General features: G+C 51.5%; 24 protein-coding genes. 6 read left to right on the top strand and 18 right to left on the bottom strand.

Annotated elements, in window-relative coordinates:
• Window positions 1-448: 448 nt before the first annotated feature.
• From NDQ72_07400 to NDQ72_07385, 4 genes are all read right to left on the bottom strand, one after another.
• Complete coding sequence (locus tag NDQ72_07400; GenBank protein ID WKD29758.1) at window positions 449-2,254, bottom strand: acyl-CoA dehydrogenase C-terminal domain-containing protein; 1,806 nt, start codon at window positions 2,252-2,254, stop codon at window positions 449-451.
• Between the two features lie 253 nt (window positions 2,255-2,507).
• Window positions 2,508-3,275, bottom strand: coding sequence for an SDR family NAD(P)-dependent oxidoreductase (locus NDQ72_07395; GenBank protein WKD29757.1), 768 nt, complete (start codon window positions 3,273-3,275; stop codon window positions 2,508-2,510).
• A 16-nt stretch (window positions 3,276-3,291) separates the two neighbouring features.
• On the bottom strand, window positions 3,292-4,962 hold the full coding sequence (locus NDQ72_07390) for an AMP-binding protein (protein ID WKD29756.1): 1,671 nt from the start codon (window positions 4,960-4,962) through the stop codon (window positions 3,292-3,294).
• A gap of 190 nt (window positions 4,963-5,152) precedes the next feature.
• Window positions 5,153-5,716 (bottom strand): TetR/AcrR family transcriptional regulator, encoded by a 564-nt coding sequence (locus NDQ72_07385; GenBank protein ID WKD29755.1) that lies wholly within the window; start codon window positions 5,714-5,716, stop codon window positions 5,153-5,155.
• A gap of 128 nt (window positions 5,717-5,844) precedes the next feature.
• Between NDQ72_07385 and NDQ72_07380 the strand changes: the two genes are divergently transcribed.
• Window positions 5,845-7,032 (top strand): acetyl-CoA C-acyltransferase, encoded by a 1,188-nt coding sequence (locus NDQ72_07380; protein WKD29754.1) that lies wholly within the window; start codon window positions 5,845-5,847, stop codon window positions 7,030-7,032.
• Window positions 7,033-7,065: 33 nt separating this feature from the next.
• Here the strand turns inward: NDQ72_07380 and NDQ72_07375 are convergent, their stop codons facing one another.
• Window positions 7,066-8,742, bottom strand: coding sequence for a methyl-accepting chemotaxis protein (locus NDQ72_07375; GenBank protein ID WKD29753.1), 1,677 nt, complete (start codon window positions 8,740-8,742; stop codon window positions 7,066-7,068).
• Window positions 8,743-8,756: 14 nt separating this feature from the next.
• Window positions 8,757-9,182: an arsenate reductase ArsC gene (locus NDQ72_07370; protein ID WKD29752.1), complete on the bottom strand. Its 426-nt coding sequence runs from the start codon at window positions 9,180-9,182 to the stop codon at window positions 8,757-8,759.
• 153 nt (window positions 9,183-9,335) lie between these two features.
• Here NDQ72_07370 and arsH point away from each other — a divergent pair, with 153 nt between their 5' ends.
• The 4 genes from arsH to NDQ72_07350 are packed head-to-tail and all read left to right on the top strand — an operon-like array spanning window position 9,336 to window position 11,903.
• Entirely contained in the window at window positions 9,336-10,055 is a 720-nt protein-coding gene (arsH, locus tag NDQ72_07365) for an arsenical resistance protein ArsH (GenBank protein WKD29751.1), read from the top strand.
• 14 nt (window positions 10,056-10,069) lie between these two features.
• Window positions 10,070-11,140, top strand: coding sequence for an ACR3 family arsenite efflux transporter (gene arsB / locus NDQ72_07360; protein ID WKD29750.1), 1,071 nt, complete (start codon window positions 10,070-10,072; stop codon window positions 11,138-11,140).
• Between the two features lie 24 nt (window positions 11,141-11,164).
• The gene (arsC, locus tag NDQ72_07355) at window positions 11,165-11,569 is read left to right on the top strand and encodes an arsenate reductase (glutaredoxin) (protein WKD29749.1); all 405 of its coding nucleotides are present in this window, start codon (window positions 11,165-11,167) and stop codon (window positions 11,567-11,569) included.
• Window positions 11,570-11,609: 40 nt separating this feature from the next.
• Window positions 11,610-11,903, top strand: a complete 294-nt coding sequence (locus NDQ72_07350) for a hypothetical protein (protein WKD29748.1) — start codon at window positions 11,610-11,612, stop codon at window positions 11,901-11,903.
• Window positions 11,904-11,913: 10 nt separating this feature from the next.
• Here the strand turns inward: NDQ72_07350 and arsJ are convergent, their stop codons facing one another.
• The 8 genes from arsJ to NDQ72_07310 form a co-directional block, all read right to left on the bottom strand.
• Window positions 11,914-13,149 carry an organoarsenical effux MFS transporter ArsJ gene (arsJ, locus tag NDQ72_07345; GenBank protein WKD29747.1) on the bottom strand — a complete coding sequence of 412 codons (1,236 nt, stop codon included), beginning with the start codon at window positions 13,147-13,149 and terminating at the stop codon, window positions 11,914-11,916.
• Window positions 13,142-14,188, bottom strand: coding sequence for an ArsJ-associated glyceraldehyde-3-phosphate dehydrogenase (locus NDQ72_07340; GenBank protein ID WKD29746.1), 1,047 nt, complete (start codon window positions 14,186-14,188; stop codon window positions 13,142-13,144). The genes arsJ and NDQ72_07340 overlap by 8 nt, the downstream gene beginning before the upstream one ends.
• A gap of 156 nt (window positions 14,189-14,344) precedes the next feature.
• Complete coding sequence (gene pstB, locus NDQ72_07335) at window positions 14,345-15,184, bottom strand: phosphate ABC transporter ATP-binding protein PstB (GenBank protein WKD30360.1); 840 nt, start codon at window positions 15,182-15,184, stop codon at window positions 14,345-14,347.
• Between the two features lie 66 nt (window positions 15,185-15,250).
• Window positions 15,251-16,417, bottom strand: a complete 1,167-nt coding sequence (gene pstA, locus NDQ72_07330; protein WKD29745.1) for a phosphate ABC transporter permease PstA — start codon at window positions 16,415-16,417, stop codon at window positions 15,251-15,253.
• 18 nt (window positions 16,418-16,435) lie between these two features.
• A complete protein-coding gene (gene pstC, locus NDQ72_07325; GenBank protein WKD29744.1) occupies window positions 16,436-17,686 on the bottom strand; it encodes a phosphate ABC transporter permease subunit PstC in 1,251 nt (416 codons plus the stop codon).
• 96 nt (window positions 17,687-17,782) lie between these two features.
• Window positions 17,783-18,796 (bottom strand): substrate-binding domain-containing protein, encoded by a 1,014-nt coding sequence (locus NDQ72_07320; GenBank protein WKD29743.1) that lies wholly within the window; start codon window positions 18,794-18,796, stop codon window positions 17,783-17,785.
• Window positions 18,797-18,926: 130 nt separating this feature from the next.
• Window positions 18,927-19,658, bottom strand: coding sequence for a sulfite exporter TauE/SafE family protein (locus NDQ72_07315; protein ID WKD29742.1), 732 nt, complete (start codon window positions 19,656-19,658; stop codon window positions 18,927-18,929).
• Window positions 19,659-19,683: 25 nt separating this feature from the next.
• Window positions 19,684-20,877, bottom strand: a complete 1,194-nt coding sequence (locus NDQ72_07310) for a multidrug effflux MFS transporter (GenBank protein WKD29741.1) — start codon at window positions 20,875-20,877, stop codon at window positions 19,684-19,686.
• Window positions 20,878-21,039: 162 nt separating this feature from the next.
• Between NDQ72_07310 and tal the strand changes: the two genes are divergently transcribed.
• The gene (tal, locus tag NDQ72_07305) at window positions 21,040-21,978 is read left to right on the top strand and encodes a transaldolase (GenBank protein WKD29740.1); all 939 of its coding nucleotides are present in this window, start codon (window positions 21,040-21,042) and stop codon (window positions 21,976-21,978) included.
• Window positions 21,979-22,113: 135 nt separating this feature from the next.
• On the opposite strand, the gene NDQ72_07300 is transcribed toward tal, so the two are convergent.
• The 4 genes from NDQ72_07300 to NDQ72_07285 form a co-directional block, all read right to left on the bottom strand.
• Window positions 22,114-22,629: an STAS domain-containing protein gene (locus NDQ72_07300; protein ID WKD29739.1), complete on the bottom strand. Its 516-nt coding sequence runs from the start codon at window positions 22,627-22,629 to the stop codon at window positions 22,114-22,116.
• On the bottom strand, window positions 22,619-23,812 hold the full coding sequence (locus tag NDQ72_07295) for a SpoIIE family protein phosphatase (GenBank protein ID WKD29738.1): 1,194 nt from the start codon (window positions 23,810-23,812) through the stop codon (window positions 22,619-22,621). The genes NDQ72_07300 and NDQ72_07295 overlap by 11 nt, the downstream gene beginning before the upstream one ends.
• An 8-nt stretch (window positions 23,813-23,820) precedes the next feature.
• On the bottom strand, window positions 23,821-24,621 hold the full coding sequence (locus NDQ72_07290; GenBank protein ID WKD29737.1) for a VacJ family lipoprotein: 801 nt from the start codon (window positions 24,619-24,621) through the stop codon (window positions 23,821-23,823).
• Window positions 24,622-24,697: 76 nt separating this feature from the next.
• Window positions 24,698-25,819 carry a beta-ketoacyl-ACP synthase III gene (locus NDQ72_07285; protein WKD29736.1) on the bottom strand — a complete coding sequence of 374 codons (1,122 nt, stop codon included), beginning with the start codon at window positions 25,817-25,819 and terminating at the stop codon, window positions 24,698-24,700.
• Window positions 25,820-25,926 lie beyond the last annotated feature (107 nt).

Below are 25,926 nucleotides of genomic sequence, written 5' to 3'. Positions count from 1 at the left end.
ATGAACTGGCTTGCCTCAGCGAGGAAGGCGTATTCTACGCATTTCCTGGTGTTTGTCAATCACTGTTTTGAGTGAGTGAAGCGAGTGAGCGAAGAAAGCGTGATAACGATGCTTTCTGGCGTGGCTCGTTTCAAAAAGGGTTGGAAGACATCGCAACGCATTGTTGCCGAGTTCTTCTAACTCTCTGACAAACCGAAGGTTTTCACCTTCAATCACCGCTGGTAACGCTGTGCGTCCCCGGCAGCGGATGCGTACTTTACGGATTCGCTGCCGACTTGGCAAGGGCTATTGGAAAATAAATTGAAATAAAAAAGCGGCAGGTGTTGTTCTAAGAACAAGCCTGCCGCAAACCACCGATCAGTCCCCTGACCAGAGAGTGCTCAGTTAAGCCTACAGATGAATCTGCTTTTGCAGAATAACCACTCCTGTTGAGCTAAATCTCAAAAGCTTAAATCTCAAAGCCCAAGCCAAAATCTTCGCTCGACATCGCCATAAGGCTTCCCGCACCCGCTTGAATCATCTGAGCATGTGCTTTAGTACGCGGCAGCAGGCGCTGGTAATAGAAACGAGCAGTATTCAACTTAGCCGCGTAAAACGCCTTATCGTCACCCTCTAATTCCACCAACGACTGCTTAGCTGCGCGGGCAAAAAGGTACGCCAAGGTGACATAGCCGGAGTACATGAGGTAGTCGACGCTGGCCGCCCCCACTTCTTCACGGTCTTGCATGGCTTTCATACCCACGCCCATCGTTAACTCGCCCCACTCAGCATTCAGCTTCGCTAGCGGCTCAACAAACTCTTTTAGAGCAGGGTTATCAGCTTCCGCCTTACAGAACTTATGGATCTCTTTGGTGAATACTTTTAGCGATTCACCCTGGCTCATCAACACCTTTCGGCCAAGCAGGTCTAACGCTTGAATGCCGGTAGTACCTTCATAGAGACGGGTAATACGCGCATCACGCACCAGCTGTTCCATTCCCCACTCTTTAATGAAGCCGTGACCACCAAAAATCTGCACGCCTTCATTGGTGCACTCAAAACCAACTTCAGTGAGAAACGCTTTCACGATAGGCGTTAATAGACCAAGCAGAGTTTCAGCCTGCTCTTTCTCTTCGCCAGGCTTACCGTGTTCAACGATATCTAACATTTGAGCGGTGTATAGCACCAGCATGCGACCACCCTCGGCGAACGCCTTCTGGGTTAGCAGCATACGGCGCACATCCGGATGAACAATAATCGGGTCTGCTACTTTTTCAGGGGCTTGAGCACCAGAAAGGGCACGCATTTGTAACCGGTCACGAGCGTAACTGAGCGAGTTTTGGAAACTGGCTTCGATTAAGCCTAAGCCTTGAATGCCCACCCCAAGGCGTGCGGCATTCATCATAGTGAACATGCACGCTAAGCCTTTGTTGGGCGCTCCAACTAAATAGCCCGTCGCACCATCAAAGTTCATCACACAAGTCGCATTACCGTGGATGCCCATTTTGTGCTCGAGCGAGCCACAGGAAACGCCATTACGATCGCCGGGATTGCCTTGAGCATCTGGCATAAACTTAGGTACAACAAATAGAGAAATACCCTTCGAGCCCTCAGGAGCGCCGGGCAGTTTGGCTAATACGAGGTGTACAATGTTTTCTGCCAGATTATGGTCGCCAGCAGAAATAAAGATCTTAGTACCCGTAATGGAGTAGGCACCACTTTCATTAGGCACCGCACGCGTCTTAATTAACCCGAGATCAGTACCACAGTGTGGCTCGGTGAGACACATAGTGCCCGTCCAAACGCCTTCAACCAGCTTGGTAAGATAGGTTTCCTTTTGCTCATCAGTACCATGGTGCCGAAGTGCATCGGCCGCACCATGGGAAAGCCCTGGATACATACCCCACGCTAAGTTAGTTGCGCAGATCATTTCAGACAGCATCATCGCCAATGAGGGCGGAAGACCCTGGCCGCCCTGTTCAGGATCTGCTGCTAGGCTTGGCCAGCCACCTTCAACATATTGCTGATACGCTTCTTTAAAACCTTGCGGCGCTTTAACTTCGCCACCTTCTAACAAGCACCCCTCTTCATCGCCACTTTGATTGAGCGGAAGCAGCACATCACGGGCAAAGCGCGCGCCCTCTTCAAGAATCGCATTCACGACGTCTGGAGACGCTTCATCACCACAGGGTAGCGCTGCATAGTGGCTGGGATAGTCAAACATTTCGTCCATAACGAAACGCATATCACGTAAGGGGGCTTGATAGCTGGGCATGTCACTTCTCCTGAGCTGGGGGCTGAAAGCGGCTTACATTTTTAGTACGGTCTGGATTTCAAAAAAACCGCTTTCAAACACATGTTTGAAAACTAGCGCGCAGCCGCATCATAGTCAAGCGGTCGTTTGAATATAACACCCAAAACCGCTACAACTTTGGTCGACTAACCGGTAAAAATTTGATCTATAAACAAAAAAACCTGCCAGCAAAAGTGCTGACAGGCTATTAGACGCCACTAATTTTCCAGCCTATTTACTGCATTCGAATGCCGCCATCCAGCCGAATCACTTCACCATTCAACATTGGGTTAGTGATAATTTGCTCGGCCAGCTGAGCAAACTCATCTGGCTTGCCCAACCGCTTGGGGAAAGGCACCGCAGCGGCTAGGGCTTGAGCCGCCTCGTCAGGAATCTCACTCATCATGGGCGTTTCAAAAACGCCAGGCGCAATCGCCATAACGCGAATAGCATGACGCGATAGCTCTCTAGCAGCAGGCAAACTCATTCCAACAACACCGGCTTTCGACGCACTGTAAGCACACTGCCCCACCTGCCCATCGAATGCTGCGATAGAAGCCGTATTAATAATTACGCCCCGCTCACCGCTCTCATTGGGCGTATTTTTGGCCATGGCGGCTGCCGCCAAACGCATCACATTAAACGTACCCACTAAATTAATGTTGATCGTTTTTGCATAGCTTTCCAGGTCTGCGGGGTTGCCATTACGGTCAACCAGCTTGGCCACGCTGACGACGCCAGCGCAGTGAATAACACCCGAAAGGCCGCTGCCACCTCCCAACGCAATCGCTTCGTCAATCGCCTGCTGCATTTGCTCGGCAGAGGTGATATCAGCTATGCAGGCCACTGCACGATCACCTAAGCGTTTAGCATGGTCCGACACGCTATTATTCATGTCACACAATACAACGCTCCCACCGGCAGCTATTAGGCGCTCTGCTGTTGCCGCACCTAGCCCTGAAGCAGCACCAGTAATTAAAAACGTACAATCCTTCACCTGCATTTCAACTTTCCTTTGATTATTTGTCGTTGCGTGCTTGCTCAGTCGCTTGGGCACGAAGTTTGAAGCGCTGAATCTTGCCGCTAGGCGTTTTGGGCAGCTCATCGACGAATTCGATAACCCGGGGGAACGCATGAGTAGAAAGACGCTCACGCACTTGCTGGCGGATCTCATCAGCAAGCGTTTCACTAGCCTCATACCCTTCACGCAGTACGATATAAGATTTAATGACCTCGCCACGAATCTCGTCTGGCTGGCCAACCGCTGCGGATTCGGCAACCGCAGGGTGGGTCATGACACTGTTTTCAACATCCGTAGGGCCAACCCGGTAGCCTGCGGTGGTAATAATGTCGTCATCGCGTCCGGCAAACTGAAACGAGCCGTCTTCATTGCGGATAACGACATCGCCAGTTAGGTAGTAACCGTTCACAAAGGGGTCTTTTTCTTGCCAGGTATACCCTTGGAAGAAGTGGGCGGGTGAGTTTTTGATATCAACCGCAAGCACCCCCGGCTCACCGGGCGGCAGTTCGTTATACTCGGCGCCTAAGATAGCCAAGCGGTAGCCCGGCATTGGCACGCCCATCGCTCCCACATGTTTAGGGTGATCAAGGGAGTGATGGTTATTACAGGTCATGCCGGTTTCTGTTTGACCATAGTGATCCATGACCGGACAGCCTAACGACTTCTCCACCCAGGTCACTACTTCTGTGTTTAGAGGCTCCCCTGCAGAGCTTGCCGCGCGAAGCTCTAAGGTTTGGTGGGCGTCATCGAACAGTCCTGACGCTTTCATTAAGCGATACGCCGTGGGCGCCGCGGCGAAGTTAGTAATATGATGGCGCTTCATGAACGCCAAGGCACCTTCTGCACTGAAACCTGCCTCGCAGAAGTGCGTGGTAACACCGAGCAGCAGCGGCCCAGTAATCGCGTAATAAAGCCCATATGCCCAACCCGGGTCAGCCATATTCCAAAAGCGATCATCGTCGCGAAGATCGACTGCCAGTTCCATATAGAGAGCAAACGCTGTCATACCGGAAAGCGGCACAGCTACTCCCTTTGGCTTGCCTACCGTGCCCGACGTAAACATCTGAAGAAAAGGTTTTTCAGGGGCAAGACGAGGTGGCTTTTCGCTCATTGACGTATGCGTCAACGCAGCCTGCCAATCATGATCATTAGGATGCTCGCTCGTGGCCCCACCGACGGCCAAAACAGGTGGGCATTGGCTTAGTCCATCAAACTTAAAGCGATTAGCATGATCGGTAATAACCAGCTTGGTGTCAGCGCGCCCTAGGCGATAATCCACCGCGTCAGGACCGAACGCGGTAAATAACGGCTGATAAACCGCACCAACTCGCCAGGTGGCAAGAACCGCCACTAACAGCGCTGCTGAGCGCGGCAGCATGCAGGCAATACGGTCCCCTTCACCAAGCCCTTGGGCCTTAAACCAGCCAGCAAGTTTGCCACTCTGCTCGTCTAGTTCTGCATACGTCAGCGTATGGGTTTGTCCATTGATATCTTCCTGCACGAGCGCCAGCACATCGCCTCGCCCCTGGCGCACATGACGACCACAGCATGCCTCAAAGGCATTAAGGCAACCATCCTGATGGTCGTCCAGCCTGGCAATCATGGTGTCAACCGTAAAGCCTTCTAGGAAGGTGGAATATGTGGGTAGTGACGCTGATGTTGCTGTCATGATGGCTCTCTTATGTTGTTAGTCGTGAGCTGTTGTACGCAAACAGACAAGCCAGGTTTCGATCTTACGTTTTATTTTTGTCCGTTTACGTTAACGGAAACCTTGCAATTAAACTAACGCTAAAAGCATTTACGCGGGAGCGCAAGCAATCAGCGTCGTAAACGGATTAGACGTTGGTCGAGAAGGGGTATTAACGGGCCATGATCATCGCGACCAGTTCATCGGCTAAATCATCGGGTGTGCGCGGCCCACTGGGGTCGTACCAGCGCACCGTCCAATTCAGTGCGCCTAATATAAACCGCGACACCAGAAAGCGGTCACCGTGAATAAGCTCTGCTGCCAGCGCATCGTCGATAACCTCTACCCACAGCGCTTCGTAGGCATCCCGCAGATGGCTTAAATGGGCACTCGCATCTGGATCTAACCGTCGCCATTCAAATAACGCGACCACATGGGCATTACGATCAGCGAAAAGCGTCTCTAAGTGCGCTCGGGCCATAGCATGCAGCCGCGCCTCAGGATCATTGTCGCACTCTTGAAGCGCTGCTTTAGCAATGCTGAGAGCATTCTGGGTACCCTCCTCGATTACCGCAGCTAAGATTTCCTGCTTATCTTTGAAGTGATGGAACAAGCTGCCAGACTTGATACCCATTTCTTGCGCCAGCATACGCACCGTGGTGCGGTCAAAGCCTTCTTGGACGAATAGCTGAGCCGCTAAACGTGTCAATTCCTTGCGGCGAGGGGAAGCATTCATTACATTCATGTCATTTACACTAGCGCTTGCTTGGTTACTTAGGAGAAGACCACAGCCCCGCCAACGGGTCAACGCATCACTAAGCTTACAGCAAGATAATCACAAGAAATCCGACAGGAGACGCACAAATGAGTAATGCCACCGAGGTTGTATTTTTATCTGCCACCCGCACGCCAATGGGCGGCATGATGGGTAGTCTTTCCAGCATGACAGCTCCCGAGCTCGCGGCCGTTGCAATCCGCGCTGCCATAGAGCGAGCGGGTATCGAAGCATCCGTTATTGAAGAAGGCATCATGGGTTGTGTACTACCCGCCGGCGTAAAACAAGGGCCAGCCCGCCAGGCCATGCGTCAGGCTGGCATTCCCGATGCCAATGGTGCGACTACGATCAATAAACTGTGTGGTTCTGGCATGAAAGCCACCATGCTAGCCCACGATTTGATCAAAGCCGGGACGGGGGAAGTGCTGCTCGCTGGCGGCATGGAATCGATGTCTAATGCCCCTCACGTGCTCACTAAAGCGCGTGGTGGTTACCGTCTAGGTCATGGCGAGCTAAAGGACCACATGTTCCTTGACGGCTTAGAAGATGCCGAAACCGGCAAATTGATGGGCGTTTTCGCTCAGGATGTTGCCTCAGAGCGCGGCTATACGCGCGAGCGCCTGGATGATTTTGCTATTGCATCCCTAGAGCGTGCTATGGACGCAACCAATAACGGCCACTTAGCGGCTGAAATGGCACCGGTAACAGTCACCACTCGCCAAGGTGAAACGCTGGTCGAACATGATGAACAGCCCTTCCAAGCGAAGCTAGATAAAATTCGCCAGTTGCGGCCGGCGTTTGCCAAAGACGGTACCATTACTGCTGCCAATGCTAGCTCAATTTCCGACGGTGCATCCGCACTTATTTTGGCCAGCCATGAAGCCGCGAAGCGCCATGGTGTGAAGCCACTAGCCAAAATGCTTGGCCATACCACCCACTCCCGCCATCCAAGTGAATTCACCATTGCGCCAGTCGGTGCCATTGAAAAGCTGATGAAAAAGCTTGGCTGGGGCGTTAACGACGTTGATCTGTTTGAGATTAACGAAGCGTTCGCTGTCGTTACGTTAATGGCAATGGATGACTTGGGGCTACCCCACGAGAAAGTCAACGTGTTTGGCGGCGCTTGTGCCCAAGGGCACCCAATTGGCTCAACAGGTTCACGCGTCATTGCGACGCTTATTCACGCCCTACGCACCAAAGGCGGCAAACGTGGTATTGCCAGCCTGTGCATTGGTGGTGGCGAAGCCACCGCTGTGGCCGTTGAGCTAATCGACTAATATAATCACCCCACCCGCGCCTTGCCATACTGATCATGCCAAGGCGCGCCTATCCTGCCTATCGCCACACTTTTCTGAAGTGGCCAATGTTTGCCAGTCCAACGACTTGAGCGCCCCTGTAGCTTCACTGATATCATCCTGATTATTGCTAAGCTGATCCTCAACCATGCGAAATTGACCAGCATATTCACGCATTTTCAGAGCTTCTTGAGTTAGTCCTTCAGCACTTTGTGCCGCGTAATTGACCAACTTCAGCGTATCTTGGGTTGTCATATCAATTTGCGTGACCGCCCTATTCACTTCCTCAATACCACGACGCTGCTCTTCCGACGCGCTGGCTATCCTTGCCATCAACTGCTCTACCTGAGTGGCAGACTGCATAATATCGCGCGTATGCTCACCCGCTTGCTGAGATAACTCACTCCCTTCCTCAACACTCTGGCGAGATGCTTCAATACGCGACCGAATCTCATGTGCCGCATCAGCACTGCGCGTTGCTAACGCCCGCACTTCGCTGGCCACCACCGCAAAACCACGCCCGTGCTCACCCGCTCGCGCTGCCTCAACAGAAGCATTCAAAGCCAGGATATTCGTTTGGAAGGCAATACTTTCAATCATGGAAATAATGCTTTGTATTTCTTCGGAGTGCTTGTTAATAGCCTGCATAGTCGCTATGAACTGGGCAATTACCTGATCACCTTGCTGCGCTTTATGAGCGACACCCGTCGTCGCTTGACTCACATGCGCCGCACTTTCTGCATTCTGATTTACGGTTGCGGTTAACTGCTTGAGACTTGCCGCCATTTGCACGAGCGCGGCTACTTGCGAGTCAGTTTGCCCCGCCAATTGTTGGTTTTGAGCTGCCATTACTTGGCTATCGGTATAAACCTGTTGGCTGCTGTTGTTAAGATGGTTCACCGTCGACGTCAGCGAATGCTGCATGTTTGCCAATTCGCTAAACAACAGACCAATTTCATTAGCGGCATGGGCTTCGATTGGCGTTGATAAATCGCCTTTGGCGATGCGTTTAAAGTGCTGCGTTATTACACGCAAAGGCTGCAAAACATTGTTACGCACGCCCCATACCACTAACGCGATGACCAGCATTGCCACAACAATAACGCCAAGCACTCCCCAAAATAGTAGCGACGATACTTTTTGAAAGCGATCAAGCAGCCCAGCGCCACGGGAGACCGAATAACTGTAGAAAGCTTCTGCAGCACTCACAAACTGCTGACTACTCTCATCCACGCGAGACTCGCCAGATAGGAAGCCTCGAACATCGCGCTCTTCCAGCATCATCATTTGCAAACTTAAATTGTTATTAACCAGTGAGTGGAAATCATTCGCCAACTGGTCCACAAGCTCAAGCCGCTCATTCTCAGCAAAACTCGAGTGGAAAGCGTTAAAGCGGGCTGAAGCCGTATTCAATAAGCTCCCGGCTTCCTCTAACAAAGGTTCTGGACGCTCAAAAGAGGGAGTGCGAATTAGCTCAGCAGCTCGATTCATTTGTATACGAGCACGCAGCAACTGGGTATAGGCTCCGTTAAGCTCACGTACCTGATTCATATCTCGTTGCTGCAGCGACGTAAACGCTTCACGGCCAAAGTGATTGGCAAATAACCCCAGCCCGCCAATCGCCAATATGAGACAGGTGAAGGTCACTAACACCAGCGCCCAGCTCGCTTTAACGCTTAAACTATTCACCATACGCATAAATTCTTTCAACCACGCGGCTGATCATGATCATGCAGGGACAGCCATAACTGCAGACGCCGACGAATCTCTAAGAGCGCTTGCTCGTATGCATCTAATTTACTAATCAGCCTCGGATCACGAATATCCCAGAAAAGCACTTCTCTGGCGCGCCCCTGCCAGTCTCTGCAAACCTGTTGCGCCTTGTCGCAGAGGACAATGACAAAATCGAAGTAGTCATCCTCAAACTCATCCAGGACCTTACTACGCAACCCTTCCGTAGCAAGCCCTTGTTTATGCAGTGCCTCTAACGTTAGCGCATGGGGTTCATCGGGCTCGGAACCTGCGCTAAAAGCATCAAAGCGATCACTGGCCATCTGGCGAAGCAGCGCTTCTCCCATCAAAGACCGTGCAGAGTTAGCATTACAAAGGAACAGCACGCGGCGCTTTGGCATAAATAAATGACCTCTTGATGGGTATAATCCGGCAATTTACGCCTTCAAGATGACGTCTTTATTGCAGCCTGCTAGTTACCGGTACAAATATACGAAAAAACATATATCATAACGACCAACAACCACTTCTCCGGCATAAAGGGGCCACCGCCAATGGCATTGCTTGACGATTTACCCAACGTAGACAGCAGCCTGTTTGAAGCTCCCAATCATGAAACATTGAGGCTTCCCGCTAGTGACCAGCCTGCACCCAAAATCCTGCTGCTTTACGGTTCACTGCGAGAACGCTCATTCAGCCGATTAGCCGTTGAAGAAGCTGCTCGGCTACTCAATGCAATGGGGGCAAGTACAGAGATTTTTGATCCTAGTGGCTTGCCCCTGCCGGATGCGGAAGATTCAAGCCATCCTAAAGTGGATGAGCTGCGCACGCTGGCACAGTGGGCCGATGGCATGGTGTGGTGCTCACCTGAACGCCACGGTGCAATGACTGGCATTATGAAAGCACAAATTGACTGGATTCCTCTTGCCTTAGGCGGCGTTCGCCCCACTCAGGGTAAAACGCTTGCAGTAATGCAGGTGTGCGGTGGCTCCCAGTCGTTTAACACGGTAAATCAATTGCGTATTTTAGGGCGCTGGATGCGCATGGTGACAATTCCAAATCAGTCATCGGTACCTAAGGCCTTTATGGAGTTTGATGACAACGGTCGCATGAAGCCTTCTCCATTTTATGACCGCATTGTTGATGTTATGGAAGAACTAGTGAAGTTCACACTGCTGGTTCGTGAACGCAGTGATTTACTAACCGACCGCTACTCTGAACGCAAAGAGAGCGCTGAAGAAGTCTCCAAGCGCGTCAACCAACGCGCCATTTGATCAGGGAGTGGTTTATGACGACCCAGAGCAACTCATCCCCCACCAGTGCCGATATGGGGCTGTTTGAACGCTACCTTTCCGTATGGGTAGCAATTGCCATTGTTACCGGGATTACACTTGGGCAGTTCGCCCCTGCCGTGCCAGAGGTGTTATCACGGTTTGAGTATGCCCAGGTCTCCATTCCGATTGCCGTATTAATCTGGGCGATGATTTTTCCCATGATGGCGCAGATTGATTTCAGTGCGATTGCAGGAGTGCGCCGCCAGCCAAAGGGCTTGACCATTACCACCACGGTCAACTGGCTGATTAAACCCTTCACAATGTTCGCTTTGGCCTGGTTGTTTTTCATGGTGATTTTTCGGCCATTTATTACTGAGGAGCTGGCCAGCCAATACCTAGCGGGCGCCATACTGCTGGGGGCAGCACCCTGCACCGCGATGGTATTTGTATGGAGCTACCTGACCCGAGGCGACGCGGCTTACACGCTGGTTCAAGTAGCTTTGAATGACTTGATTATGCTGTTTGCCTTTGCGCCGCTTGTGGTGCTGTTACTAGGAATCTCAAATATCCAAGTGCCCTGGGACACGGTTATTTTATCGGTGGTGCTGTACATCGTGATTCCACTTGCGGCCGGCTACATCACCCGTAAAACATTGATCGCCAAGCGCGGTGCCGAATGGTACGACAACGTGTTCATGAAGCGCGTTGGCCCCATCACGCCCATCGGGTTAATCATCACTCTAGTACTTCTATTCGCCTTCCAAGGCGACGTCATTCTGAACAATCCGCTGCATATCATATTGATCGCTATTCCACTGATTATTCAAACGTTCTTGATCTTTTTTATTGCCTACGGTTGGGCTAAAGCATGGCGCGTGCCGCACAACATCGCTGCTCCAGGTGCAATGATCGGTGCCAGCAACTTTTTTGAGCTAGCGGTCGCAGCCGCCATTGCACTGTTTGGCTTACAATCAGGCGCCGCGCTAGCCACAGTAGTGGGTGTTTTAGTTGAAGTACCGCTTATGCTCGCACTGGTACGCATTGCCAACAACACGCGTCAGCATTTTCCTTCACCTATTCATTAGCATAACCTGAGAGGCTCCCCCTGAATGGTCACCATCTACCACAACCCTAACTGCAGTAATTCGCGCAATACACTGGCAATGATCAAGGCGTCGGGCGAAGACCCCGAGGTAATCCATTACTTGGAAACACCGCCCAATCGAGAGCAGCTAGTAGCGCTACTGGCGATAATGAAGATGTCACCACGAGAACTGCTGCGCCAAAAGGGCGCGCCTTTTGATGAGCTCAAATTGCATGACTCTTCGCTAGACGATGATCAGCTGATTGACGCCATGCTAGCGCACCCGATTCTGATCAATCGTCCTATCGTCATTAGCCCAAAAGGCGCGCGCCTGTGTCGCCCACCCGAACGAGTATTGGAGCTGCTTGAGCAACCCGTTGCACACTTTACCAAAGAGAATGGCGAAACCGTCTACTATCCAGCGAGCTAATATAGGAACCACATGCCAGGACAATAGTACGGAGTGAACAATGAGCCATGTAATTGATATCGACAGCAACGCAGTGGCGTTCATTAAACAACAAGGCGGAAGCGTCACTGTTCGGCTTTCTCCTCGCCACGGCTGCTGCGGGGGGCTCGCTAAGCTAGCGGTAGCCGAAGCGCACCATCCAGAAGATACCCAACACTATCAGCACCATATTCAAGATAGTGTTTCGATCTATATTGATCCCGACCTTGCCAACCAAGGACTGCGTATTGGCGTGGAAGGCTGGTGGAAATTGCGCCACCTTTATGTGGATGGTGCGGCGTTATCAGCAGGCTAGAAATTGGCCTTTAAGCAGCTTGTCTAGGCAACGCCAGTGCCATCACGGAACTGGCTGCCACTAAGGCCGCCGATACCCAAAGACAGGCGCTCAACCCGTAAGCCATATACAACCAGCCTGACAGTAGCGTTCCTACCAAACGGCCCATGGCGTTGGCCATATAGTAAAAGCCGACATCCATCGAGACGCCATCAGCACGAGCGTAATGAACGATCAGGTAACTATGCCAGCTGGAGTTAATCGCAAATAGCACACCAAACGCTAGAAGCCCGACCACCAGCCAACTCACCTGCGCCAGCGGTAGTAACGCCAACACAATCGCTAGTACCGCTAAAGCGGCTGCCCACCCTGCGGTTAGCGCGCGGGCATCCCCTTTAATCAACTGAGTCAGTTTAGGTGCCTGGGTTTGTACCCCGCCATAACCAATAATCCACGCCGCCAGCAACCCGCCTACCGTCCAGTGGCTCCAGCCGTGCTGATCATATAAAAACACCGGCAGTGCCACTACAAACCAGACATCCCTGGATGCAAACAGGCAAAAGCGCGCCGCTGAAAGCACGTTAATCGCGCGGGACTTGGAGAAGATTTCCGAAAACTTGGGCTTTACCTTTTGGCGTCCTAAGTCTGCTTTTAAGCGCCATAAAGAGACCAGTAGCACCGCGCTAAGCATTACCGCCATGGCAATCACCGCACCACGGAAACCAATCAGCGTCAGCAGTACTCCCCCAATAAAAAAGCCTAAGCCTTTCAGCGCATTTTTAGAGCCGGTCAGCATCGCTACCCAACGGTAGAGCGCGCTATTGGCGTTGGCACTGTCTTTAGGCACCAATACTTTGACCGCACTTTTAGCACTCATTTTATTTAAGTCTTTGGCAATGCCAGACAACGCCTGCGCCGCCATCACCCAAACAACCGTGAGCATCCCTGCAGGCACCATCAGCATGGCAAGCGCAACAATTTGCAGCCCCAACCCCACATTCATCGTGCGGTTCAAGCCTAGCCGCGCGCCAAGCCAGCCGCCGACCAAGTTGGTCACTACCCCAAACGCTTCATAGAACAGAAACAGCATGGCGATTTGCAGCGGCGAGTAACCTAGCTGGTGGAAATACATCACTACCAGCATGCGCAGCGCGCCGTCGGTAATGGTAAACGCCCAGTAGTTGCCAGTGATCAGCATGTATTGGCGCACCTCAAAAGGTAACGCCTTTACGCGCGCGAACACCTTTAGCGGCGACGAATCAGCCACGGTCCTTCTGCTCTTTAACTGTCTTCTCACCAGCTACCATTAGCGCCAACTCGGCCGTGCGGTTGGCGTAGCCCCACTCATTGTCATACCAGGCGTATAGCTTAAGCTGGGTACCGTTGACCACCATGGTAGAAAGCGCATCGATAATGGAGCTGCGTGGATCAGTGCGATAATCAATGGAGACCAGCGGGCGCTCCTCATAGCCTAAAATACCGGTAAGCTCTCCCTCCGCGGCGGCTTTCAGCGCCTGATTAACCTCTTCCACCGTGACCTCACGCTCAAGCTCAAACACCATGTCGGTGAGCGATGCATTGGCCAGCGGCACGCGAATGGCATGACCATTCAGCTTGCCTTCCAGTTCGGGAAAGATGGCAGTGATTGCTTTCGCAGAGCCCGTTGTCGTTGGAATCAAACTCATACCACAGGCGCGAGCGCGACGTAGGTCTTTGTGCGGCGCATCTAGAATCGTCTGAGTATTGGTGATGTCATGCACGGTGGTCATCGAACCATGGCGAATACCAAAGGTTTCCTGAATCACTTTAACCACCGGGGCTAAGCAGTTGGTGGTACAGCTAGCGGCCGTTACGATTCGGTGCTGAGTGGGGTCATACAGATGATCGTTGACACCTACCACCACGTTCAGCACGCCCTCCTCTTTAATCGGTGCACTCACCACTACGCGCGCAACGCCTTGATCAAGGTACGCCTGGAGCTTAGTGGTTTCTTTCATTTTACCCGAGCACTCGATGACCACGTCACAGGCAGACCAGTCACTGTCGGCAATCGCTTTATTGGCGCTAAACGCAACCGTTTTACCATCTACAACAATCGCATCGTCGCAAGCGACAATCCCTTCACCTGGAGACCAGTGGCCATGCACCGAATCAAACTCAAGCAGATGAGCAAACGTTGCCGAATCACCGCCAGGGTCGTTAATACGCACAAGCTCTACTGCCCCAGCGTCAACCTCAGTCCATAAGCTTCGCAGTGCCAATCGACCAATACGACCAAAGCCGTTAATACCGATACGTAATGTCATGGGGCCTCCTATTTAGATAAACGTATGCATAAACGTCTAAATAAATGAATAGATGAACAGTGCAAAAATCGTAATGCAAACATACGAAAAAACATATATGAAAAACTAAAAAAATGCCTGTAGGTTAGCTTGGCGCTAGCCTGCAGGCAGTCTTGGTTAACCGTAACGACCGGAGATATAGTCTTCGGTTTTTTTCTGTGCCGGGGTTGAGAACATCACTTTGGTATCGTTGTACTCGATGATCTCTCCCAGATGGAAAAATGCTGTGTAGTCGGCTACCCGTGCGGCCTGCTGCATATTATGCGTCACGGTAATAATGGTGAACTGCTCTTTCAGCTTATCCATCAAATCTTCGATGGTTGCAGTCGAGATCGGGTCAAGCGCCGACGTCGGTTCATCCATTAAAATCACATCTGGCTGAACTGCAATCGCTCGGGCAATACACAAACGCTGTTGTTGACCACCAGAGAGAGAGGTACCTGGCTCATGCAGCTTGTCTTTCACCTCGTTCCACAGCCCGGCGTCGCGCAGCGCTTTTTCAACCAACTCTTCCTGCTCGGCTTTACGACTGACCAAATCGTGCATGCGTGGTGCGTAAGCGATATTTTCAAAGATCGACTTAGGAAACGGATTGGGCTTTTGGAATACCATGCCCACCCGGCGACGCAGCGCCACTTCATCCATTTTAGGCGCATTAACATCTAACCCATCCATCTCAACCAAACCTTCGACTCGTACGCTAGGAATCAAGTCGTTCATGCGGTTCAAGCAGCGTAAAAACGTCGACTTACCACACCCCGAAGGGCCAATCAGTGCCGTCACATTTTTCTGAAATAGATCAATATTCAGATTATTCAACGCTTGGTTTTTGCCATACCACAGATTCAAATCGCGAACCTTGAAGCTCAGGTCGTGGCACGCAGCGTCGTTTCGTGTGTAGGGTTGCCCAGCCGCAGGGACTTGCTGGCCATTCATTACAGATGCTTGGCTATTCATTACAGATGCTTGGCTATTCATTACAGGTGCTTGGCTATTCATAATCATGTCCTCTATCGCGCTGGCCTACCAGCGACGCTCAAATTTCTTACGTAACACAACGGCAAAGGCGTTGAGTGAGATGAGTATGGTGAGTAGCACCAAAATACCGCCGGCGGTTTTTTCTACAAACGCCTGCTCTGGCTCACCTGACCAGGTAAATATTTGAGCAGGCATGACGGTGGCTGCTTCGGTAAATGAAGCCCCCACATCGGGGATAAAAGCCACCATACCCACGATAATCAACGGTGCTGTTTCACCCATCGCTTGCGCCAAGCCAATAATAGAGCCGGTCATAATACCTGGCATAGCTAACGGTAAAACGTGATCCCGCACCACTTGCCAGCGCGAACACCCCACCCCAAAGCCAGCATGGCGGATGGATTCCGGCACGCTACGCAGCGCAGTACGTGTTGAGATAATAATAACGGGGAGCGTCATCAGCGCCAGCGTCATACCACCCGCTAACGGCGACGAACGCGGCACCCCAAAGAAGTTAATAAAGATCGCAAGACCCAGCAGACCAAATAGAATCGAGGGAATCGCAGCAAGGTTGTTGATATTAATTTCAATGAGCTGAGTAAAGCGGTTGTCTGGAGCAAACTCCTCCAGATAAATCGCCGTCATGACGCCGATAGGGAACGAGATAGCCAGGGTGACGATCATTGTCATCACGGTACCGACAACGGCCGAGAGGATACCTGCATTCTCGGCAATTTTTGAATCACCCGAACCAAAGAAGGTGCTATTGAAGCGAAGATCGACCTGACCCGCTTCAACCAGGGCATCAATAGCCGCCTGTTCTTCTTCACTTAAACGATGTCGGTGACCTTTCAGATACTGATCCACCCCACTGGTCGCTAGCACCCACTGGGTTTCGCTGGTACCAATCATGTCAGGATTATTGCGAAGTTCCATCGGGATCACGCGCACTACCGTGCGGCTGATAATGGGCAGCAGCTCTTCATCAAACGCCTGCCGCCCATCGGTCTCGGCTTCTTCGGTATAGTTGATTTCGACTTGTATATACGCTTGCTGAAAAGCAGGCAGACCTTTAGTCAGCATGTCTGCAAAAAACAGCACCAGGAACAAGCCTGCCAGCCCTAACGACCCCATGGTTATCCATTTGAGGCGGGCAGACTTCCGGTGGCGCTTTTTAAGCTGCTGGCTGATTTCGTCAAAAGTATGGCTCATCGAAACAGTTCCTCGACGTTATAGGTTATTCACGCGATATTTTTCGCGGAAACGACGGATCATCAGAACCGACACCAAATTAAGCACAAGCGTAACAACGAACAGCACAAGCCCTAACGCGAAAGCCGATAGCGTTTCAGCACTTGCAAACTCTTGGTCGCCAGTTAATGCCGCCACAATGCGCACGGTGACCGTGGTCATATCTTCCAGAGGATTGGCGGTTAAGTTGGGACGCATACCCGCGGCCATCACCACAATCATGGTTTCACCCATCGCACGCGACATACCTAAGAGCGCAGCAGAGATAATCCCTGGCATTGCAGCGGGCACCACCACATCACGAATGGTTTCCCCTTTAGTCATACCCAGTGCCAGCGACCCTTGGCGCATGCTATCAGGCACCGAGTTGATCACGTCGTCAGACAGCGATGAGATAAACGGTATGATCATAATGCCCATCACAATGCCAGGCGCCAGCGCATTGTTATAAGAAGCGTCGAGCCCCAAAAAACCAGCGATATTAACGATAATCGGCGCTACGGTGATGGCGGCAAAAAAGCCGTAAACCACGGTAGGAATACCCGCCAAAACCTCTAACACCGGCTTGGCAACGGTGCGCACTCTACTTGGCGCAAATTCGGACATGTAAATTGCTGAGAGCAAACCGACAGGCACCGCCACCAGCATGGCGATGGCAGTAATCATAAAGGTGCCAGCGAACAGCGGTACCGAGCCAAACTCAGCGCCGCCACCATCACCGCGACCCGCTGCAGCTAAAAAGCTTGCACCCGGGTTCCAGGTGGTGCCGGTAATAAATTCCCAGAAGCTGTGCATTTGAAAAAAGCGCAGCGCCTCGGAAATGATCGAGAACAAAATACCAAAGGTAGTGAAAATCGAAATTAATGCTGCCCCAGCCAAAACTTTACCGATTACCGACTCTATGGCTTGACGGGCATGAAAATCGGGCTTCACTTGGTTAAGGCTCACCATTAGCCCTATGGCTGCCACTACCAAACTCGCCGCAAATAAATAGAGCGTGGGGATATTTGCCCCCATTAATAGCAGTGCAAATGCTCCTAGCGCACTAACCAGTACCGCAGGCCCGGCGGTAGAGAGCACGGTAAACCAGGCGTATTGATCTGGCTGAGCAAACATAGCCGTGCCCGCGCTACGGAACCGAGTGGCTTTTGAACGGCCAGCAAAAAAAGCCAGCAGCCCCAGCAGCAATAGTGCAGCACAAAAAATCAGTAGAAGCTGGTTGGTCTGCATCGCATCTCTCTCACGTCGTCACCGGTTAAGAAACCTTTCAACAATAATGGGCCGACAGCTTGCGCTGCCGGCCACTTTTACACCTGACCTACCAACTTACTTAAGAACGTCTGCTGTCATTGTCGTGCGGTCAGCGACACTTTGGCGCCACTCTTCACGCTCAGCTTCTGGCAAAACGATCAAGCCGATATCACGCAGATAGCCATCGTTGCCAATCATCATTTCGCTCATAAACATATCGACGTAGTCGTACATCGGCGATACTTCTTCAGCATGCTGATTCTTCACGTAGAACCACAGTGAGCGTGCTACCGGGTACTCACCTGAACTGATCGCGTCAGCCTCAGGCTCAACGCCATCAATGCTGGCAGCGCTGATAGTGTCAGCATTCTCTTCGAGGAAAGAGTAGCCGAAGATACCAAAGGCACCGGTGTCTTCTGAAAGGCGCTGAACGATCAGGTTGTCGTTTTCACCGGCATCGATGTAAACACCGTCAGAGCGAATATCGGTGTAGGCTTCATCGCCGTAAACATCCATACCCTCAGACGCAGCTTCCATTACCAGCTCTTCAAATGCATCGCGGGTACCAGAAGTCGTGGGCGGTCCATAAATGGAGATTTCGCGGTCTGGCAGCGAAGAGTCGATCTCGCTCCAGTTGGTGTAGGGGTTTTCAACCAATTCGCCATCAACAGGCACCATGGCAGCTACCGCCATGAAAATCTGTTCACGGGTTAAAGCAACGTCATCATTTTCGCTTGATTGGCCCAATACGATGCCGTCAGAACCGATTTTAGCTTCGGTGATGTCGGTAACGCCGTTCTCTTCACAACGCTCAAACTCGGAAGCCTTCATGCGGCGAGAAGCGTTGGTGATATCCGGCGTACCTTCGCCAATACCATTACAGAACAGGCGCAAACCGCCGCCCGAACCAGTTGATTCAATAACAGGCGTCGGATTGCCGGTAGTGGCACCGAACTCTTCAGTAACGTAGCTGGCAAATGGATAAACGGTACTGGAACCTACGATGCGGATCTGGTCACGTGCCTGAGCAACACCGGCAACGCTCATTACTGCAGCCGCGATAACGGTGGTTTTTAGAATACGGTTCATGCGAAATACTCCTGTCGATGTCGGGTTCTGGCCTTCGCAAGACGTACTTTGCACCGTTTCGATGACAACTTTATGACACTCTAAGTCATCGGAATGATTTTTCAGTTAAGAGTGCTGCATTGCGCAAGTGCTACATTAATAAGCCCAATGCGGCTAACGTACATAGCCCAAGCGAGACTCCCTGCAGCAACCGCCTATCCAACCGGTGGGCGACCACATCTGCCAGCGCATTCCCGATTAGCACGGCAGGTAGAAACGTCAACGCCAATTTAAAATGCCAAGCGGACACCTGGCCCGCGAGCGATAGCGTTATAAGCGTTAGAAGAGATGTCAGAATAAAGAAGGCAGCCAAATTACCGCGCAGGCGATCAGGTGGAAAGCCGTGCATTAGCAGGACGATTGGAGGACCACCGATGGCGGCCACCGTGCCAAAAACGCCTGACAGCACACCTGCCAGGAACAGCGTCACACGGTTGACGGGAGGATGAAAACGAAACAGCGTTACTATCACAGCAAACAACACGATAGCGGCGATCAGTTTTTCGAGCACCACCAACGGAGCAGTTAACAATAACCAAATGCCCAGCGCATTCCCTGGCAAGCGGCCAATCAAGGCAATGCCGATCGCGTCCAGGCGTATTTCTTGCCAGTAGTGGCGTACCATCAGCAATGAAACAGTAAACCCAAACAACACGAGTACTACCGGCACCAAACGTGGTTCTAGCATCAACAGTAGTGGCGCCCCGACTACTGCCAAACCGAAACCTGTCGCACGCTGTACGAAAGCACCCAGCATTAATACGGCAGAACAGGCTAGCCACACGCCAAGTGGCATGTCTATCCATGGCAACGAGTTATTCATTTAAATCAATCATCCGCACAAAGCATCAGTACGAATCATCGTAGGCGGGCTTTCTTGTCAGCTTTCGGACGCCGATATTACCCAGCAACGCGGCCCCCAGCATAGTAAGCACCATCGGCCATAGGTGCTCTACCTGGAACAAGCCCACCAGCACCCCAGCAATTGCGCCACAACTAAACTGGATGCCACCTAGTAGTGCAGTCGCCGTGGCACTGATATGTCCAAAATGGTCCAATAACGCAGAAATGGCATTAGGCGTGATCAAACCAATCATGCCGGTAAACAGCATGACTAGAGGCACCACCACATACAGCGACGCAAAATTAAGCGCTGTCGCGATAACCAGCCCCAGTGCTGCAATTAACTGAATCGTTAACCCTAGTCGTAAATTCTGTTGTGGTGAACGCTTACGCAGCAAATGAATATTGACGCGATTAGACAGCGCAATCACCAGAACATTGACGCCAAATACCATTGGGTAAACGCTAGGCGATAGTGAGAAGTAGTCTAAGTATAAAAATGGAGAGGCGGTTACAAAAGCAAACAGCCCAGCGAATGAAGCTGCGACAGCGCAAATGTAGCCCATCCCCTCTTTGTGTCGCAGCACACTGACATAGTTACGTACGACTTGACGTGGCGAAGCAGCAGGCAAGTTAGTATCTCGTGTTTCGGGTAAACGAGTACCTAGCAGCCAAAGCAAGAACCCTGCATAAGCGGCCAAAAACACAAATATCAGCCACCATCCCGCAATGTGCAACAAGAGGCTACCCACGGCAGGTGCCACCAACGGCGCAAGCATCATGATCATGGCCATCGTCGACATGACTTTAGCGGCTTCACGTCCGCTAAAACAGTCACGCACAATCGCCGCAGAGTTAACCACGCAAGCGCCGCCACCCAATGCTTGAATGAATCGCCATACCAGCAAAGACGGCAAGCTATCAACGGTGGTGATCATTAGGCTTGCGAGCATAAACACCACTAAGCCACTGAGCAAAACAGGTTTACGCCCCACCCTGTCTGACAGCGGCCCAAAGCACAGCTGACCGATTGCGAAGCCAAATAAAAACATACTGATTGAGAGTTCAGTATGATGAATACTCGCATTGATGTTTTCTGCCAGTACCCCAATGGCTGGTAAGTAAGCATCAATCGCAAACGGCGCAAGCGCTGTGTTGGCCGCCACCAACAGCGCCACCCGACGAGGATTAAGTTCCATAAACATCCTTGAAGTTGGCATTATTCAGCAGAGAATGCCGCTGAATAGATAGGCCGCTAATAATAATCGATTTCAATTCATTTGTCGGTCTCTGTTCGCCACGCAATGCCCTTGCTAAAGTACCCCAACGACAACTATCTCAACGACGACAAGGAAGGATGCATGGCCACTAGCCTACTAACTCAATTAAAAGAGATGACCACGGTTGTCGCTGACACCGGCGACCTTGACGCTATCCGCCGCTTTAAGCCACAAGATGCCACGACTAACCCCTCGCTCATTTTGCAAGCTGCTCAGCAGGAAGAGCGACGTGCACGACTCGCCAGTATTGCTAAACAAAGCACCGACCTGGAAGATGCCGTAGATCGAGTAGCCGTTGATATCGGCAGCGAAATCAGCGAGCTGGTACCCGGCTACGTGTCGACGGAAGTCAGTGCCCGACTATCGTTTGATCGTGATGCCACCATTGCCAAGGCACACTCGCTGATTGAGCGATACGCCCAGCAGGGCGTGGGCCCAGAGCGTATTTTGATCAAGATGGCATCGACCTGGGAAGGCATCCAAGCCGCTCGCCAACTTGAACGTGACGGCATTCGCACTAACTTAACCCTATTATTTGGCTTTGCCCAAGCACAGGCCTGTGCAGATGCTGGTGCAACGCTCATTTCACCGTTCGTAGGCCGTATTCTCGATTGGCATAAAGCCAAAGCCCCTGACACAGATTTTAGCGGTGCCAACGACCCAGGCGTGCAGTCTGTTAAGCGCATTTACGACTACTACAAAGGCCATGGCTACCCCACCATCGTCATGGGCGCAAGTTTCAGAAACGTGGGTGAAATTCAGGCGCTCGCTGGCTGTGATCGCTTGACGATATCCCCTGCACTACTCAACGAACTAGACGAACTTCAAGGAGAGTTGCCGCAACAACTCATTCCCAAAGCAGCCAGCAGCGCACCGAGTGAAGCGTTAGCGCAGGCAGATTTCCGCTGGGCAATGAACGAAGATGAAATGGCGACGGATAAACTGGCAGAAGGTATTCGCAAGTTTATGGCTGACCAGCGCAAGCTCGAAGAATTGCTTAGCAAGCTTCGCAGCAGCTAATTCGATTGCTGACTCCGCTGCATCGCTAACACCGATATAGGCGGCAGCAGAAGCCAAAAGGCCCTCCAGGATGTTTATCTCAGGAGGGCCTTGTCTAGTATATACTTGAAACCTACCTACAGATGACGTGCGCTGCTAGTGGGCCGTCGAATTTTGCGCTTCGAGCATTTCCACAAGCGGTTGAAACTGTTCGCGGTTGTGCTCGTTCATATGCATCAGAATTCGATGGGCCTCTAAAATACGTTCACGTAGCCCCTCTTCGTCAGCGGGTTCAGCCGGCAAGTCTTCTAGGGCCGATGCTAGTGTCGACGCTTGCTGTAAGGGTGCTTCCATCAGCGTAAAAAAACGTGCAAAACCCATTACATCCAGCATTTTGCGTACATCTGGATTATCAGCAATGATGGTGGGTGGGTGCTCTAAGCGCCCTTTTACCGCCATAGCAACTTTGGCCAGAAAACCCAGCGCCGTCGAATCAACATTCGTCGCTTCGCGCAGGTCGATCATTACCGCCGTTAGCCCAGGCGTTTCCGCTAGGCGCTGAGCCTGAGAATCAAGCGTAGCGCACAACGTCAACCGCACGTCGCCGCATAATTTTAAAACAAAAACACCGGAGTCGAACGCCGCTTTAATGCGGCCTTCTTCAATCAGCATGACCAAATCCGCTCACCATCATGATTGTCAGGTCATCGGGTAAAGCATCGCGGTCCTGGTTCGCCTCATTGTCCGCATCACCTTCTATAAGAAGGGAGTTGGTGTTAGCTAGCCGGTCGCGCAACTGCTCAAGCGTGACACTTTCACTTACTAATTGCTCAAGTTCCTTGAGCCGCGTGTCGAGTGTCTTACCCGGCAAGCATTCCAATACACCGTCTGAACACAGCCATAAATGAAAATCGGCCGGTAAAGTACAGCTGAGCGAAGGATACTCTACATCTGGAAAAAGACCTACTGGCATTCCCTCTCCTGCCAGACGCACTAGCTTACCACCAGACACTAGCAATGGCATAGGAAGCTGTGCACCGAGCGAATAGTGAAGCGTCCGCTCCTGGTGGTCAATGACACCAACAAACAAGGTCGCGTGTTTGCCAATATCAGTGTCCTGCAACTCTCGGTTTAATGCCGCCAACCAGTTTGGTGCCAACTGTTCTGGCGATTGGCCATCCCACTCATTAAGCCACCGGTTACATAGATACTTGAGCAGTACGGTAACAAACGCAGAGGACGCCCCATGCCCAGACACATCGGCAAAATAGAACGCGCTGTAGCGATCGTTATAGCGCTGATAGTCAAGGAAGTCTCCCGACAAATACAGCGAAGGTGCGAACCAGTAATCGTAGTACACACCATTGATGATTTTGGGATGAATAGGCAATAAACGGCGCTGAATATGACCACCGCTCTGTTGGTCCATACGCAGCAAGGCTAAATGCGTTTCCAAGCTTTCGTTTAATTCGGCCAGCCGCTCTCGGTCTCGGTCTCGCTCCTGAGCCAATGTGTGAAGCTCAATGGCTTTGCGAATCATCCGGCGCAACAGTTCTGCGTGGCGTAGCGGGTGAACAATATAGTCAACTAAACCAACATCAACTGCCTTAATTAGGTCCGCGTCCTGACGAGAATCACTGACAACCAAGGTAGGCAAACGATGTGTCAGCTGCGACCACTGCTGGCGCGGCACTGCCCTTGCATGTGCAACGATAAGCGCTGTGTCGGCAGGCAAATTATCAATATTATCTGCTGCAAATACCCACAAGCCATCGCACGTAATCGCTTCTGCTAGCGCATCACGCTCTTGCCCTGGCTCATCGATCACTGCGATCAACTGCTTGGAATGATCCATATTAAGCCTCAATCGGCGAAATCGTCGTCACCAAAATCGGTATCGTCGAATTCAAAATCGTCCATAGCAAATGGGTCATCCCCAAGCTCACCATCACTAATCTCAAACTGACGGCGTTGTAAGAAGGCATCACGAACAAAGCTATAACGGTCGCCACTAATCAAGTCTTCTTGATCAAGTAGCCCTGCGCGAATATGAATAATATCCAGTGCCGTTAAACCAGCCCTTAGCGTATGGTCATCCATATAGGTAAGCGGATGAGCTGCAATATCAAAAGGAAGCCCAGTGGTATCCCTAAGTGTTCTAGGACCGAGCAACGGTAGCACTAAATAGCGCGAGTCATCCCACCCCCACACCGCCAGCGTTTGTCCGAAATCCTCCTTATCAGCATTGATTTCCATCAACGTCGCGTAATCCAACAACCCGCCTATACCCACCGTCGAGTTAATTAAAAAGCGTGAAGTAGCAAGCCCCGCATTAGCGGGCTTACCTTGGAGTAAACTATTTAACGCGGTACGCACGTCGCTAAGGTTAGCGAAAAAGTTACCTACCCCAGTTTGCACAGGATCGGGGGTAACCGTCTGGTACCCTTTAGCGATGGGCTTTAACGTGTAACGGTCTAGCACGTCATTAAAAGCAAACACGCGACGGTTAAACCCTTCCCAAGGATCTTCAAGGTGGACTTGCTCGCCAACATTCCCCCCTGAACTGGCACACCCACTCATGCTTAATACGGCTAGCAGCAAGACAGGCAATCCCTTGTAGCACCAACTAAACGCGCTTTTTGGCTTTGCTAACAACCCAAGCATGATAGCTCCTTTCTCAACATGTGTGGCGTGCGGCTCGGCGCATTTCACGCCTGAAAACAATTAACCAAAAGCACTGTCATTGACGACGTATAACAACACTACCGGCGCTGTAACCTGCGCCAAACGAACAAATCACACCAATATCACCACTTTCTAACTGTTCACGATGCAGGTGAAAGGCGATGATCGATCCCGCTGAGCTGGTATTAGCATAGCGATCAAGAATAATGGGCGCTTGCGTTTTACTAGGCTCCTCACCTAGCACTTTCCGCGCAATCAGGTCGTTCATGTGCTGATTAGCCTGATGCAGCCACATGCGCTTCAAGTCGCTTCCAGAAAGTTCTAGAGAGGCTAAATGGCTCGAAATCAGTTGAGCAACCATGGGGCACACTTCTCGAAACACCCGCCGCCCTTCTTGTACAAATAACTTATCCAGCGCCAGCGGGTCACTGTCGGTGACGCGATTTAGGAAGCCTGCGTTATTACGAATCGCATTAGAGAACTTCGTCACTAAACGCGTACCTAATATTTCATACTGCTCATCTGCCACAGCGCAATCACTGCTTTCCAGTACCATTGCTGTACAAGCATCGCCAAAAATAAAGTGACTATCGCGATCTGTAAAGTTGAGATGTGCCGAACAGATCTCTGGGTTGACAATCAGAGCCCGCTTTACGCTACCAGATGCAATCGCATTGGCCGCTGTTTCAAGCGCAAACGTTGCTGAGCTACAGGCTACATTCATATCGAAACCGTAACCGCTGGTGCCTAACGCCTGCTGAACTTCGACGGCCACGGCTGGGTAAGCGCGCTCTAGGTTTGAGCACGCCACGATGACAAGCTCAATATCAGCAGCATCGACGTTAGCCGCTGCCAATGCTTGTTGTGCCGCCTGGGTCGCCATACCACACTGAATAGACGGTTCATCATTACTACGCTGTGGCAGTTTAGGTCGCATCCGCGCTGGGTCAAGAATTCCTGAGGCATCCAACACATAACGACTTTTAATGCCGGATGCCTTTTCAATAAACTCGCTACTGGAGTGTGACAACGGCTCTCGTTCACCACGTGAGATTGCATCAGCATGCCGAGCATTTTGGCTGTCTACCCACGCGTTAAATGCTTTCACCAACGACGCGTTATCAATGGCGTGTTCCGGCGTGTAAAGTCCTGTACCGGTAATCACCACATGTGTCATGCCTTTCTCCTTTTAGCGGCTTACTGAGAGTCGCTGGCTGTCAATCGATGTTGTCATCTTGGTGCATTGGCTTAACGACGTAAGCCTATTATCGTATTACGACAAGC

The sequence above is a fragment of the Halomonas sp. KG2 genome, from assembly GCA_030440445.1.
Classification (GTDB): Bacteria; Pseudomonadota; Gammaproteobacteria; order Pseudomonadales; family Halomonadaceae; genus Vreelandella.
The sequence above is the reverse complement of the archived record's forward strand: the minus strand, read 5'-3'. Positions and strand labels throughout refer to the sequence as shown.